The sequence below is a fragment of the Bifidobacterium oedipodis genome (assembly GCF_012932425.1).
Taxonomy (GTDB): Bacteria; Actinomycetota; Actinomycetes; order Actinomycetales; family Bifidobacteriaceae; genus Bifidobacterium; species Bifidobacterium oedipodis.
Map to the genome: position 1 here is coordinate 392,543 of NZ_JAAIII010000003.1, position 13,013 is coordinate 405,555.

Annotated in this window: 13 protein-coding genes and 2 tRNA genes; 3 read left to right on the forward strand and 12 right to left on the reverse strand. The window is 58.3% G+C overall.

All coding sequences use genetic code 11. The annotated features are described in order from the left end of the window. Window positions 1–87 precede the first annotated feature (87 nt). The 8 genes from smpB to trmB form a co-directional block, all read right to left on the reverse strand. On the reverse strand, window positions 88–573 hold the full coding sequence (gene smpB / locus G1C95_RS06695; protein ID WP_169172174.1) for an SsrA-binding protein SmpB: 486 nt from the start codon (window positions 571–573) through the stop codon (window positions 88–90). A 67-nt stretch (window positions 574–640) separates the two neighbouring features. Continuing rightward, window positions 641–2,020: a CHAP domain-containing protein gene (locus tag G1C95_RS06700; protein ID WP_169172175.1), complete on the reverse strand. Its 1,380-nt coding sequence runs from the start codon at window positions 2,018–2,020 to the stop codon at window positions 641–643. 177 nt (window positions 2,021–2,197) lie between these two features. After that, window positions 2,198–3,121 (reverse strand): permease-like cell division protein FtsX, encoded by a 924-nt coding sequence (gene ftsX, locus G1C95_RS06705; protein WP_169172176.1) that lies wholly within the window; start codon window positions 3,119–3,121, stop codon window positions 2,198–2,200. A 3-nt stretch (window positions 3,122–3,124) separates the two neighbouring features. Continuing rightward, entirely contained in the window at window positions 3,125–4,366 is a 1,242-nt protein-coding gene (gene ftsE, locus G1C95_RS06710) for a cell division ATP-binding protein FtsE (protein WP_240947466.1), read from the reverse strand. A gap of 24 nt (window positions 4,367–4,390) precedes the next feature. After that, entirely contained in the window at window positions 4,391–5,512 is a 1,122-nt protein-coding gene (gene prfB, locus G1C95_RS06715; protein ID WP_169172177.1) for a peptide chain release factor 2, read from the reverse strand. A gap of 222 nt (window positions 5,513–5,734) precedes the next feature. Next, window positions 5,735–5,863, reverse strand: coding sequence for a hypothetical protein (locus G1C95_RS12640; RefSeq protein ID WP_335341412.1), 129 nt, complete (start codon window positions 5,861–5,863; stop codon window positions 5,735–5,737). Between the two features lie 145 nt (window positions 5,864–6,008). After that, a complete protein-coding gene (locus G1C95_RS06720) occupies window positions 6,009–7,595 on the reverse strand; it encodes a PolC-type DNA polymerase III domain-containing protein (protein ID WP_169172231.1) in 1,587 nt (528 codons plus the stop codon). 186 nt (window positions 7,596–7,781) lie between these two features. Next, window positions 7,782–8,648: a tRNA (guanosine(46)-N7)-methyltransferase TrmB gene (trmB, locus tag G1C95_RS06725; protein WP_169172178.1), complete on the reverse strand. Its 867-nt coding sequence runs from the start codon at window positions 8,646–8,648 to the stop codon at window positions 7,782–7,784. Window positions 8,649–8,852: 204 nt separating this feature from the next. Between trmB and G1C95_RS12560 the strand changes: the two genes are divergently transcribed. From G1C95_RS12560 to G1C95_RS06740, 3 genes are all read left to right on the forward strand, one after another. Further along, window positions 8,853–9,626: a DUF4190 domain-containing protein gene (locus tag G1C95_RS12560; RefSeq protein ID WP_240947467.1), complete on the forward strand. Its 774-nt coding sequence runs from the start codon at window positions 8,853–8,855 to the stop codon at window positions 9,624–9,626. Window positions 9,627–9,772: 146 nt separating this feature from the next. After that, window positions 9,773–9,846, forward strand: a tRNA-Asp gene (locus G1C95_RS06735). A 48-nt stretch (window positions 9,847–9,894) separates the two neighbouring features. Further along, window positions 9,895–9,970: transfer RNA gene (locus G1C95_RS06740), tRNA-Phe, on the forward strand. 114 nt (window positions 9,971–10,084) lie between these two features. On the opposite strand, the gene G1C95_RS06745 is transcribed toward G1C95_RS06740, so the two are convergent. From G1C95_RS06745 to G1C95_RS06760, 4 genes are all read right to left on the reverse strand, one after another. Then, window positions 10,085–10,750 (reverse strand): DUF1129 domain-containing protein, encoded by a 666-nt coding sequence (locus G1C95_RS06745; protein ID WP_169172179.1) that lies wholly within the window; start codon window positions 10,748–10,750, stop codon window positions 10,085–10,087. Beyond that, window positions 10,747–11,154 (reverse strand): PadR family transcriptional regulator, encoded by a 408-nt coding sequence (locus G1C95_RS06750; RefSeq protein WP_205832738.1) that lies wholly within the window; start codon window positions 11,152–11,154, stop codon window positions 10,747–10,749. The genes G1C95_RS06745 and G1C95_RS06750 overlap by 4 nt, the downstream gene beginning before the upstream one ends. Before the next feature lie 591 nt (window positions 11,155–11,745). Beyond that, entirely contained in the window at window positions 11,746–12,285 is a 540-nt protein-coding gene (locus tag G1C95_RS06755) for a low molecular weight protein-tyrosine-phosphatase (RefSeq protein WP_169172180.1), read from the reverse strand. Window positions 12,286–12,304: 19 nt separating this feature from the next. Continuing rightward, a complete protein-coding gene (locus G1C95_RS06760) occupies window positions 12,305–12,964 on the reverse strand; it encodes a dihydrofolate reductase (RefSeq protein ID WP_169172181.1) in 660 nt (219 codons plus the stop codon). Between the last annotated feature and the right edge of the window lie 49 nt (window positions 12,965–13,013).

A 13,013-nucleotide genomic window follows, 5' to 3' on the forward strand; every position in this document is an offset into this window, starting at 1 on the left:
AGACCTATGATTCATGGCTTACGAGAGGCACACTAAGCACGCTTTGCTACGAAAACGTTAATCTCGCCGATATTGTCCGCAACGTGGTCAGTGGCGCATGTTGGCGTAGCGCATGGCGCGCTGGGCTTCGCGCTTGTCCTGTTCCTCGCGCAGGGCCTGGCGCTTGTCGAATTCGCGCTTGCCTCGAGCCAGTGCGATTTCGGCTTTGACGCGGCCATCCTTAAGATACAGGCGAATCGGCACGATGGTATAGCCCTTGGCTTCGATCCGGCGGGCGAGTTTGGTGATTTCAAGCCGATGCAGCAGCAGCTTACGCTTGCGCTTGGGCGCATGGTTATTCCACGTGCCGTTAAGGTATTCGGGAATATTCGCGCCTTCCAGCCAGATTTCGCCACGACGGTCGATGGACACAAACGCCTCAGCCAGTGAAGCGCGTCCTTCGCGCAGCGATTTGACTTCGGTGCCGGTCAGTGCGATGCCGGCTTCGTAGGTGTCTTCAATAATGTAGTCGTGTCGCGCCTTCTTGTTCTGCGCGATCAAACGATTCTTTTGATCAGGTTCCTTGTTTGCCATAGGTTATGTCGTTGTCTTTCATGCGAATGCCGCACCACCTGCATGGTCGCGTGATGGTCGCGTGCGATCAGTGCACGAACCAGTACTGACCCTGATTGGTCAGGGTGCGGGTGTTGGTGTTATAGGGGCCTGCCAAGGCATTCATTTCGGAGATCAGGAACGTACCGTTGCTGTATACGGCTTCGACTACGGCCACATGGCCGTAGTAGCCATCCGCTCCGTCTTGCCCGGGCAGGAAGGAGAGTGCCGCGCCCACTTCGGGATTATGGTCTACACGCAGACCATAGGATGGTGCGCTTTGCCACCAGTATCCGCCGTTGCCCAGATAGGAGGGAGTGCCGATGCCCAGCTGGCGGCGGCGCTCATAGGCCCACCACGTGCACTGGCCGGCCACATACATATTGCCAACATCACCATTCGAGGTGCCCTGGCCGCCGGAGGTGCCGGGAGACACCGACGGTGTCGACGTGCCCGCATTGCCCGATGTACCCGGGTTGCTTGGCGTGGAAGGATTGGTCTGGGTGGTGCCACCGGTGTTCGGGTTGCTTTGGGTACCCGGATCCACCTTGTTCGCGGCTTCGGCCTGTTCCTTCTGCCACTGACGGTTGTAGGAGTCGACCTGCGATTGAATAAGCACGGTTTGTGCGGCCTGCTTGGCGGCCTGGGAATCCAGCGAATCCACCTGGGATTCCAGTTCGGCGCGCTTGGCCTCGCCTTCCACACGCAGCTTATCAAGCGCGTCACGTTCGCTTTGCGCGGTGTCGGCGGCGCTTTGTGCGGCAGCGGCCTTTTCGTCGGCCTTGGTTTTCAGCGTGGCGATCTGCTTTTCGATGGCTGCAAGTCGTTCACTGCGATTCATCGACGTGTTAAGCGTCGTGGCCGCAGAGGATGCCGCATTGGCTTCAATACGAGACAACGCATCACGCGACTGCATCGAATTGACGAAGTCTTCGGTGCTGGTGGCACCGGTGACCACACTCATCACGTCGGAGGCGTTGGATCCGTGCATTTCTTCGCGCGCCAGCTGGGCTACGGCGGCGTGAGCGTCGTCGTAATCCTTGCCGGTCTGCTCAATCTGCTTCTCAAGATTGGCTTTGTCCTGCTGTGCGGCGGTCAGACGGTCGGCTGCCGCATCGGCTTCATCCTGAGCGGTGGCGGCAGCTTCATTGGCTTCGGTGACCTTAACCTGCGCTGCGGCGATCTTGTTGTTGGTCAGATCGTCCAGTTCCAATATCTTTTGAGCAAGCTCATCACTGACACCCGCCAGTTGTGCCTTGAGCTCGGATTCACGCTGCGCGGAAGCCGCATGCTGGTTCTGCGCGTTGACCAGGTCGGAATAGGTGTCCGCTTGGGCGGGTTGCACATTGCCCGTCATCAGGCAGGCCAAGCAGGCCGCACCGGCCGTAATTACCGTCAACGCGGGCTTGATCGCCTTCGCGAACCTCATAGGAATCCTTTCCGTCCGTCCATCACTAGGCACATACCATAACATGTGAAACTGATTGCAGCGCCACGCCGCTGTTGCCAGGCCGTACGTGGCCTGCTGACGCCTTACCAAGCCATCCGAATTACGCCGAGAGCAGACGAACAGGCCTCGACATAATTGCAGCTTATTTGCAGCTTATTAAGCCTGCAGGTACCGGCGCAGGGAGATAGTCGAGGCGATTACGGAGAGCAACATCGCGCCCAACACCAGCAGAGGCGAGATGGCAAGCACCGTCATCTGATTGACATAGGGAATCCATGTCACCGATTTAGCCAGCCATCCAGTGATGAATACGCGCACAATCACCGACAGCATCAGGCACGAGAGCAGGGAGCCAATCAGCGAAGCAATCGCACCTTCCAGAATGAACGGCAATCGAATCGTCCAGTTGGAGGCACCAACATATCGCATGATTTCCGTTTCGGTACGTCGGGATGCCGCGGACATACGAATTGTGGTGCCGGTGAGCAGTATGGCGACCAGTACCATGACGCCGGCGAGCACGGCCGTCACCGCTGTGGCGCGGTTGAGCACGGCGAACACCGGATCGAAGATCTGCCTCTGGTCGGTTACCGTTTCCACACCCTCTTTGCTAGAGAGCACTTCGGCGACCACCTGATACTTGGTGGGATCCTTAAGTTTGAGCCACAGCGAATCCTGCATATCATCGGCGGTTAGCGTGCGGCCTTGGAATTCACCGTTGGGATACTGCTTGGTGAAGGTGTTATCGAAGTAGTCCTGCTTGCTGACGTAATTGATGTTGGACACCACGTCGGCGAGTTCGTCGCGAATAGTTTTCTGCAGGTCGGTAATTTCCGAGGGGGTGGGTGAGGTACCGGCCGCGCAGTTCGCGGAGGTTGACGTGCCGTCCGGGCACAGCCACACCACAACTTCCACCTTGTCGTACCAATCGCCCTTGGCCTTGGTGATCTGCGCCTGAGTGAGCACCGAGGCACCGATGAACAGGAAGGAGATGAAGGTGACCAGCATCAGCGACAGCAGCATGGACACGTTACGGGTCAGATTGGCCCAAGTTTCGGACAGGATGAATCGCGCACGCATGATTTAGTCCTCCTTATCCTCGTTCGAATGCTCATTCTGATTGCGATCGTGTTCGGTCGCAGCGTCGCTCGCACTTCCGCTCGGCGGTAGCGGCGGCACCGGTGGCGTCGGGGGTGCTGGAGGCGCAGCGATGTCCTCCTGCGCTGATGCCGAGGCATCCGCAGGAGTTTGCGTTTGTACCGGCTTGTCATCGTCCTGCGGCACAGAGGCTGGCGCAGGAACCGGCACCGGGGCTGATGCCGGCGTCGATGCTGCATCTGTGGCAAGCGGATCGAACGCCTGTGTCTCTTCCATCGCCTGGGCCTGCTCGTCAAGTGGCAGTCCTTTGCCCCAAGTCAGGGTGGTTTCCAGCGGCGCGAAGGTCTCCCCGTAGCGGCCGGTGCGACCGGAGTGCACTGAATTAGCCAGTCGTGCGATGCCTTCGGACGGATCGTCACCGATGGTCACCATGGCGTGGCGCGTGTCATACTGCTCATTGACCTTGTCGGCGACCGTCGGCAGGGCCTGGGTGGCTTTGTCGGATTTGGCTTCCACTTCGGCATCCGGGAAGTACAGCGCGGAATCGTAGGAGCCGTGGGCTTCGTCGCGCACGATTTTGCCATTGTGCAATTCGATAACGCGCTTGCGCATCGAATTGACGATTTCCTCATTGTGCGTGGCCATAACAACGGTGGTGCCGGTGCGGTTGATCGCATCCAGCACCTCCATAATGCCCAGTGATGTGGTCGGGTCAAGGTTGCCGGTGGGCTCGTCGGCCAACAGAATCTGCGGATGGTTCACATAGGCGCGGGCGATGGCCACACGCTGCTGTTCACCGCCCGAAAGCTCGTGCGGATAATTCTTTTCCTTACCCGTCAATCCCACGGTTTCCAACACCTTGGGCACCAGCGAGCGCACGGTGGAGCGGCGGGTGCCAATCACTTCCAGAGCAAAAGCGACGTTCTCCCACACGGTTTTGTTGTTCAGCAGCTTGTAATCCTGGAACACGAAGCCCAGCGTGCGGCGGTAGTGCGGCACCTGACGGTTGGCAATGCGTCTCAGATCGTTGCCGGCTACACGAATCTCGCCGCTGGTGGCTTCCTCTTCGCGCAGCAGCAGGCTGAGCAGCGTGGTTTTGCCCGAGCCGGAAGCGCCCACAAGGAACACGAAGTCGCCGCGCTCGATATCAAGGTTGATGCTGTCGAGCGCGGGACGCGTGCCCCTCGGGTAGATCTTCGACACATTGTCCAACGAGATCAGTGCCATGACCGTCCTTTGTATTTGTTGGTTTTACTCGTTTTCGGCTGCACGGCGCTGTTCATGGCGCCAACGGATGCCGGCTTCGATGAAGGCGTTGATATCGCCGTCGAACACCGCCTGCGTCTGGCTGGTTTCGTAGCCGGTGCGCAGATCCTTGACCATCTGGTAGGGGTGCAGCACGTAGGAGCGCATCTGGTCGCCCCAGCTGGCCTTGATATCGCCGGCCAGTTCCTTCTTCTTCTTGGCTTCTTCTTCGTGGCGCAGCACCAGCAGTCGGGACTGGAGCACTGCCATGGCGGAGGCGCGGTTCTGGATCTGCGAGCGCTCATCCTGCATGGTCACCACGATGCCGGTGGGAAGGTGGGTGATGCGCACGGCCGAATAGGTGGTGTTCACACCCTGGCCGCCGGGGCCGGAGGAGCAGTAGGTGTCCACGCGGATGTCGGTGTCGGGGATGTCGATGTGATCGGTGGCCTCGACCAGCGGCACGACTTCCACAGCCGCGAAGCTGGTCTGGCGGCGGCCCTGGTTGTCGAACGGAGAGATGCGCACCAAGCGGTGGGTGCCGCCTTCAACGGACAGACGACCATAGGCGTAGGGTGCGTCCACCTGGAAGGTGGCGGACTTGATGCCGGCCTCTTCGGCGTAGGAGGTGTCCATCACCTTGGCCTTGAAGCCGTTGCGTTCGCAGTAACGCAGGTACATGCGCAGCAGCATCTGCGCGAAATCGGCCGCATCCACGCCGCCGGCACCGGAGCGGATGGTCACCACGGCGCTACGTTCGTCATATTCGCCGTCGAGCAGGGTTTGGATCTCCATTGAATCGAGATCCTCCTGAATGGCGCCGATTTCGCTCTGGGCTTCGTCCAGCGATTCCTGATCGCCTTCTTCGCGACCGAGTTCGACGAGGGTTTCCACGTCGTCGATGCGGCTGGCTGCGGAGTCCAAGCGCTTGAGCTGCGATTCGGCGGCGGAAAGCTTGGAGGTGATTTTCTGGGCGTTGTCCGGATCATCCCACAGGCCGGGGGCTGCCGCCTGGGTTTCAAGATCCTTGATATCCGCCTTCAGACGGTCGATATCCACCGCTTTGGCGATGGATTCGTATTTGGCGCGCGCGTCGCCGATTGCTTGGGAAAAATCAAATTCTGCCATCGGAAGTTACCTTACTGTTCAATACCGTGTTTGTTTGGTCAGTCGCGTCCTCGTTGACAGCCTTCGCACATTCCGCCGGCGTACCTGGGTTTTTCAAGGATGCCTTGCTCCCCCGCAGCCCTGTAATGCCGTGGTTTCCCGTTGCAACGTTTTTTGAGCTTTTGGGAATCGCCTCACAGCATCGGACGCGCATTGCACGGGGCACGATGTGCGAAGGCGGCGTCAAAGCCCCGCGATGGCGGGGACGATCAGGGAGCCGAGCATGGCAACGGCTACGACGAAGCACACCACACGCACCATAGTGCGGCGGCGCGCTTCACGCTGCTGACGGCTGTCCTGATAGTTACTCACGGGCACTCAGCCTAGCGTTACCGCCCGACGCCGCTTGTTCGTATTGCCGTCTTGTCCGTCACCTGCCGGCGCCTGCCTGTGAAGTGCATCCTTCTGCCTATTTGTGGTGCCACTTTCCGACTGCCGGCCCGGTTGCTGGATTCGTTTACCTACGACGCCCGCAGCATTTGCCACCGACGCCGCCTTTGCCGCCCGCACCCCAAGGGCCACGACCTTCGGCTTTCAGTGAGGCAAGATGATGCTTCATCGCTACCAGCATAATGTGCGCGTCTTCGAGACCAAGATGACGCTCTTTGCGACTTAAGTCCAACGCTCCTTGGCGCTTGGCGTAGGAGTCAAGCGTATTGTCGCCATATGGATGGCCTTCGCTGGGAGCAGAACCGGGATCCCACTGCCGGCTCATCGGCATGGTATCGATGATGGTGATATGCCCGGCCCGGTAGCTTTCCGCATATCCGGCAACGTTGAGCATGAACCAGCCGTGTTCGAAGGTGGCGTTGTGAGCCACGTACGGTTGTTGGCTCAGGCGAGACAGCAGTCCGGTCTGCGCTTGGGGCCATTCGTCGAACATACGCATGCCGGTTTGTGGACCGCGAGCGCGCACGTCGATGCCAGTGAGCTGCAGGATGAAGGGATTGCCCAGTTGTGCGCAGCGCTCAGTGACGCCGAACGACAGACGGGCCTGCCCGTAGGCGTCGCCGGCCTCATAGTAGCGCTGTTCGTAGCCGTAGGCGTTATTGTGACCGGCTGGCTTAGGGCTGATCATATTCATGAATTCGAAGCCGACGTCGATGATGTAGTCGCGGGCGGGATCGGTGCCGGTGGTTTCGATGTCGATGCCCATCACCGTGTCCACGTCACGGCCGGGCAGATAGGCGTCGCGCCAGTCGGGCTGTGGGTAGGGTTTGCCGTTGGCGTCAAGCGGACGGCTGATGCCGCTGCCAGTGCTACTGCCCAAGCCGCCATTCAGGCCATTGCCGCCGCTCTCCTGCACACGACTGCCTCCGGGGCTGGTCACCTGCGACAGATTCGCGCGCGACATGGAAGTATTGCTGGCATGCTTCTGGAAGCGCTGGTTTTTGCGGCGTTCGGCACGTTCGTTGAGAATCACAGCCGTACGATCCTGAATATCATCCAGTTCGATGGCTACCGGTTGTGCGGCGAGACCTGCGGCATCATCTGCTTGCGCACCATCGTCGGTTGCCAGCAACGGCAGTGAACCTTGATTCGAATTGTGCAGATGGGAAGCATCGGCATAAGGCCTGAGCACTACCGCGGTGGTCCTGCCCTGCTTTTCGCGGCTGGCCTTCCACAAGCGCATCCGCTCGCCAAGACTGATCAGTGTATTGATTTCATCGTTGAGCCGGCGGTTGGCGTAAGCGAGCGCACGTGGCAAACGATAGGAGGCGATAAGTCGGTCGAAATCGGTCATGAATGTGCTGTTGCACTGGGCGATGATCGCTTCCAAGCGATCGCGCGTGGCATAGTCGGCTTTGAGCGCATCGTGCACGGATTGCGCGTCGCAATCCGGTGCCGCTGGCGCACCTGCATTCGGCACACCGGCGCCAACGCCACCAGCCAAATCCAGCGAGGCGACCCACTGCCAATCGATAGCGTTGCCATCAGCATCCTTGGGCATTGATGTGGCCCATTGGCCAATATCCTGCTTAGCTACGGTCTGCCAAGCCTGCTCGTCGACAGACTGCTGCTCCCCCACTGCGCTTGGTGCCATACCATCTGTCAGCTCATCCGCCATGTCTGCCGCACCCCCATTCTCTGAATTTCAGCCTGCTAGTTTCAGCTTACGCACGTTGTGCGGCAGTCACACGCGCCTGCCGCACGTCCTTCCACGCACATTGCCTTTCTTCCGCACATTTCGTGCTGCCGGCAACGCACACAGCAGATGTGTGCAAGTGGCTTACGCTTTGGCGTAGGTGAAGTCGTGGATCACGCGGCCGGCGGTCAAGCCCTTGTTTTCGAAATTGGTGAGCACACGACCGGCGAAACGCTCCGATTCCTGGAAATCGGCGTGCGGCATGCTTTCGGCCAAATCGGCATTGCCTTTGCCCACATGCTCGGTCGGCAGGCTTACGGTTATGCCGCCTGCGTTGCGCCAGTCCGGCAACGCATCCATCACCTCGTGCACATGCAACGCATAATCCTCGATATCAGTGGCGATGCGCCACACGCCACCATCGGCCAGCGCACGATGGATGTCGGCGGCCAGCGCCTCCTGCACAATGCGACGCTTATGATGCTTTTTCTTGGGCCACGGGTCGGGGAAGAAGGTCCATACTTCTTCCACAACGCCCGGCGCCGCCACCTTGAACAGTTCGGGTGCGTTCACCTGTGCCACGCGAATATTGTCAAGCCCCTGCTTGCCGGCGAGCAGCAGCGTATGTGCCACGCCGGGATCATAGACCTCCAACGCCAGGAAGTTGCGTTCCGGATGTGACGCGGCCGCGGCGACTACGTTCTCGCCCTGTCCGGTGCCGATTTCCACAATCAACGGGTTATCGTTGCCCCAGGTGCGTTCGATGAATGCACGATCGAATACGAATCCCTCACGCACGTCCAATGTGTTGCCGCCAGCGCTGATATCCAGCAGATACTTGTCGGCGTAATTGTCCCACGCGCGCTGCAAACGGGCGTCCAGTCGGCCCGAGCGGCGCACAAACGACAGCACCTTGTGCAGCGGGTGCCCCTCGGGGGTGCGTTCGGCAGCCTCTACCGGCTCATCAGCGCTCGCGTTCACCGCTGTTTGCTGCACATCATCCTGGGTCATGTCACATCCTTATCGTCGCCTTATCCATTGCCCTGCGCACGGTCGCATACATATGCTGCCAGCGCGGGCACGGGCGGCCCGTTCAACGTAGTCGCCGACGGCAGCCCAGCATTCGCCTCCACCTTAGCATCAGGGTTATTGCAAACGCCTCGCATCCACTGTTCGCCTATGGCCGCATTCGTGATAGTGCAATACAATGGTGTTATGAATGAACCTCATAGTGCGCCTCAGCACAATTCCCCTTACGATCAGCAATCCTACGATCAGCAGTCTGGGCAAACTCCCTACGATCAGCCCACGTCGCCTACGACGCCTACGGCAAACGTCAATCCTAACGCCGAGTCCTATGGCCCGACGCCCACATACGGAGCCTACACTCCGCAAGCGGCACCCGAATACGGCCAACAAGGGCAGGCCGGCGATCCGAACGCTCAAGCATCGCAAACATACGGGCAGCCGGGTCAAGCTGGGCAGCCCGGGCAGCCTGGCGGCTATGGTGCCAACCCTTATGCACAGCCGTATGGCTACCCGCCGCAAGGGCCAGGCTATTACGCGCCTATGCCCCCTGCCTATGCACGCTGGAATGTGCTGTGCATCGTCGGCTTCGTGTTGGCATTCGTTCTGCCTCCCGTCGGCTTGGTTATTTCCATCATCTCGCTGGTGCAGATCAACAAATCCGGTGAGAAAAGCAAGGGACTGGCCATCGCCGGCATCGTGCTCAACGCCATATTCACGCTGCTGCTCATCGCAGTGATCGCCTTCGCATTCTGGGTTATCGGCGAAGTCGCCACACACTACGGCGATTCTGGATCGTATCCAGAATGGTGCGAGTACGGCTTGGATAACGGCATGGAGTGCCGCGGCTATAACGATTCCGACTACTCCGACTATTCCGACACGCCGGATTACGGCGATATTGACCTTGATGAGGTCCAACGACTGCTGGAACAGTACTCACGCACTGGCGATATCGCCTGAACGGGAAAAGTGCTGAAAACGGCTTAATTGCAACGTTTTCAGCACTTTTTCATAAGCGCGACACGCCGAAGACACGCCTCGATTTGCGTTAGTCTCAGCTTCGAGTAATATATCTACTCGTTGCCTCACGGAAACGCGAGAAACACGGCCCCGTAGCTCAGTTGGTTAGAGCGCCGCCCTGTCACGGCGGAGGTCACCGGTTCAAGTCCGGCCGGGGTCGCTGGAATAGATGATTAACCCGGTTCGCCGGGTTTTTTCAACTGTTCATGGCTCTGTAGCTCAGTTGGTAGAGCGAACGACTGAAAATCGTTAGGTCAGCGGATCGATCCCGCTCGGAGCCACCACCAAGCCTCGCAGTAGTGCGAGGCTTTTTGTTTTTCTCCCCTACCGCGATGATGTGCTATTGGCCGACATCAGCATGGCACTGATACCGACCGATAGCACAAGAGGCAGTTCTTTTAGTCCTCCCAACAATCGATGGCTATCGCAATAGCCGAAACAGCCACGACGATAAGTACACCGACCAGCACATGCATATGGAGTACCGGCTCACGCAGCCATATGGCAATGACAACGCCAGCAACCACACCTATCCCATAACCGATCCAGACGACGATTTTGTGAACAGAGGCATGTTGACTGCCAAATATGTCAAAGGCATGACGCGTTAACTGCCAGACCAGCAAGATCGCTATCGCACCAAATATTGCGTATTGGATGATGGCGCCCAGAGGGAGCACTATTATCGGCAGCGTCGCATCAGCATACCCATTTGCAATTCCCACCGACAGCAGGCAGACGCACGCAACTGCCAGAGCAGCGGACAGCATGCCTGCAATCCGCAAGATGCGCTGTGTAAGCGACATATGCGGCACTGCGGCGATAATCTCATCGCAGAATGCGCGATAATCTTTCCCCAATATGCTTGCGGCGGTCTGCCCGCGACCCTCGCCATCAATCAGCATGGTAATGATGTCGCGGCGCACAAGTTCCTGTTGCGTGGTCGTCAAATTCGACGAACGCAAATACACCGTGATATTGGTCAGCGCATCCTCATCGACGGATTTGACCCGATGTTCAAGTTCGTTGTTGGCCTTACGAAGCGCACGACTGTTCCTGCTCATGATTCAGTCTCCTTAATGTCCTTATTGGTTGCGCCCTGAGTGGTTGAGGAATTTAGTATCGGCGCTGTGTCTTCGAATAGGGAATGCACTGCGCCGGCAAGCGTGCTGAATTGCAGCTGGAATTCCTGCAGCGCACGTTCCCCCTGCTCGGTGAGGGTGTAATACTTACGTTTGGGCCCTAGTGCCGATTGCCGATACTGTGAGGCGATATGGCCGTTGCGCTCCAGTCGCAACAACACCGGATAGATCGTTCCCTCGGCGATTGCGCCAAAGCCGTAGTCCGACAGCTGTTGGGAAATGGCGTACCCATAGGTTTCCTCGCGTGCGATTACCGCGAGCACGCAGCCTTCGATTACGCCTTTGAGCATTTGCGTTGGCACAGTGGTTTCGCTCGTTTCGCCCATGAACCCTCCTTTCCTATGTTGGTTACTGCATCCGCATGATTCAGTATCTTGCAAAACATGATACCACTGTATTGTATAACAAGCTAGTATGCGGCACTTATTGAGGAACGTTCCGCGATAAGTGCCACAACATACCGACTAGGAGTATCGTATGCGGCACTTTCTTTCGGAATTCTACGAAAAGTGCCTCCTACGGAGCGGATAAGGCCAGTAGGAGGCACTTCTTGCGGAAGAAAAACGATAAGTGCCCCTAACACGGCGTTGCGAGGTCCTAGGAGGCACTTATTGAGGGAACACATACCGAAAGTGCCTCTAGAACGGCATTGAGCGGCTGCTAGAGGCACTTTTTGTGGGTGGAGTTGGGAATGTTGGCGGGATTGTGCGGTGGCCGTGTTTCTGCAGGACATGCGGCTGGCCAGTTTTAAAAAGGCTGGCTCCGCCGGGCGAAAGCCCACCGGGCTTTCGCTGATCCGGCTCGCGTGGCCAGCTTATGCATTTCCTTCGGAAATGCGGCTGGCCAATTTTGGAAACGGCTGGCTCCGCCGGGCGAAAGCCCACCGGGCTTTCGCTGATCCGGCTCGCGTGGCCAGCTTATGCATTTCCTTCGGAAATGCGGCTGGCCACCCATTCAACCACGTATGGCGCTACGGATTCGATTTGATCGATGGCGATTTCGAATTCTCGATTGCCGCCGTACCACGGATCTACCAAATCGATCGAATCCTCATGCCCAGGCGCGGGAGTGGGCAGATCCGGATCAAAACTGCGATACATATGCACTTCGCTGCGCTTGCCCGGAGGCAGCATACGCTTCAGCGCACGCATATGCGAAGCAGTCATCGGCAGGAACAAATCGGTGCGTTCAATCTCCTCACGGGAAATACGGTGAGCGAAATGATCACGCGGAATCTCATCGCCATAACCACGCTGCTTCAGCACGCGCACAGCACGCGGGTCAATCGGATGACTCCACTCCTCATCAGACACGCCGCTGGATTCCACCACGACCTGCTGCCCCAAGCCACGCTCGTTAAAGAAGTGGCGCAGAATAATTTCTCCCATGGGCGAACGGCAGATGTTGCCAGTGCACACGGTCATAACGGTATATGGTGTATTGGCCTTGTTGGTCATGCATCTCCCCTTGGCAACGTCACTTGGTCTTGGCGAAGGTGATGAAACGATACGCTTCAACACCCTCCTGCTTGGCCGGCGTCATCCATTCGCTGACAGACACCTCATGCCACAGCCCTGACTCCACCAAAGCGGCGATATCGGGAGCATAGGCATCGGCATCCACCGTGCAAGCCAGCTGCGTCACATACGCCTTATTGGCAAAAGGCAGAGCTTCACCGAACAATTGCGCACCGCCGATAACCCAGATTTCAGAACGATCCAAACCATCGTCCGGAATGGCTTCCTGACGGGCCAAATCAAGCGCATCATCAAGGCTGGTAACCACCGTGGCACCCGGAGCTCGATACATCGGATCATGCGAGATGACGATATTGTCACGGTTGGGCAACGGACGATATTTGGGCTGGAACGACTCCCAAGTCTTCCGTCCCATAATCACCGGATGGGAAACGGTCAGCTCCTTGAAATGCTTCATATCCTCAGCGCAATGCCACGGCATGCCGCCATTGAGCCCGATGGCACCAGCGCGACCTTCCTTGTCGCGAGCCTCGGCCCAGATAAGGTTCACCGAAAACGTTTTGGGGTAATCATCACCCCAATCCTCTTCGGTGGCAGGCAGCCCGGCAAATCCGGGCTCGGGTTCGTGATAGCCACTGCGGCTACTGTCATGCTCCATTTCACTCACTCCTTGGGTTTGGTCAAGCTGGCTCACAGTGTATCGGGCG

Coding starts and splice junctions, on each gene's coding strand:
- smpB (WP_169172174.1), bottom strand. CDS start 573: ATGGCAAACAAGGAACCTGATCAAAAGAATCGTTTGATCGCGCAGAAC.
- G1C95_RS06700 (WP_169172175.1), bottom strand. CDS start 2,020: ATGAGGTTCGCGAAGGCGATCAAGCCCGCGTTGACGGTAATTACGGCC.
- ftsX (WP_169172176.1), bottom strand. CDS start 3,121: ATGCGTGCGCGATTCATCCTGTCCGAAACTTGGGCCAATCTGACCCGT.
- ftsE (WP_240947466.1), bottom strand. CDS start 4,366: ATGGCACTGATCTCGTTGGACAATGTGTCGAAGATCTACCCGAGGGGC.
- prfB (WP_169172177.1), bottom strand. CDS start 5,512: ATGGCAGAATTTGATTTTTCCCAAGCAATCGGCGACGCGCGCGCCAAA.
- G1C95_RS06720 (WP_169172231.1), bottom strand. CDS start 7,595: ATGGCACCAAGCGCAGTGGGGGAGCAGCAGTCTGTCGACGAGCAGGCT.
- trmB (WP_169172178.1), bottom strand. CDS start 8,648: ATGACCCAGGATGATGTGCAGCAAACAGCGGTGAACGCGAGCGCTGAT.
- G1C95_RS12560 (WP_240947467.1), top strand. CDS start 8,853: ATGAATGAACCTCATAGTGCGCCTCAGCACAATTCCCCTTACGATCAG.
- G1C95_RS06745 (WP_169172179.1), bottom strand. CDS start 10,750: ATGAGCAGGAACAGTCGTGCGCTTCGTAAGGCCAACAACGAACTTGAA.
- G1C95_RS06750 (WP_205832738.1), bottom strand. CDS start 11,154: ATGGGCGAAACGAGCGAAACCACTGTGCCAACGCAAATGCTCAAAGGC.
- G1C95_RS06755 (WP_169172180.1), bottom strand. CDS start 12,285: ATGACCAACAAGGCCAATACACCATATACCGTTATGACCGTGTGCACT.
- G1C95_RS06760 (WP_169172181.1), bottom strand. CDS start 12,964: ATGGAGCATGACAGTAGCCGCAGTGGCTATCACGAACCCGAGCCCGGA.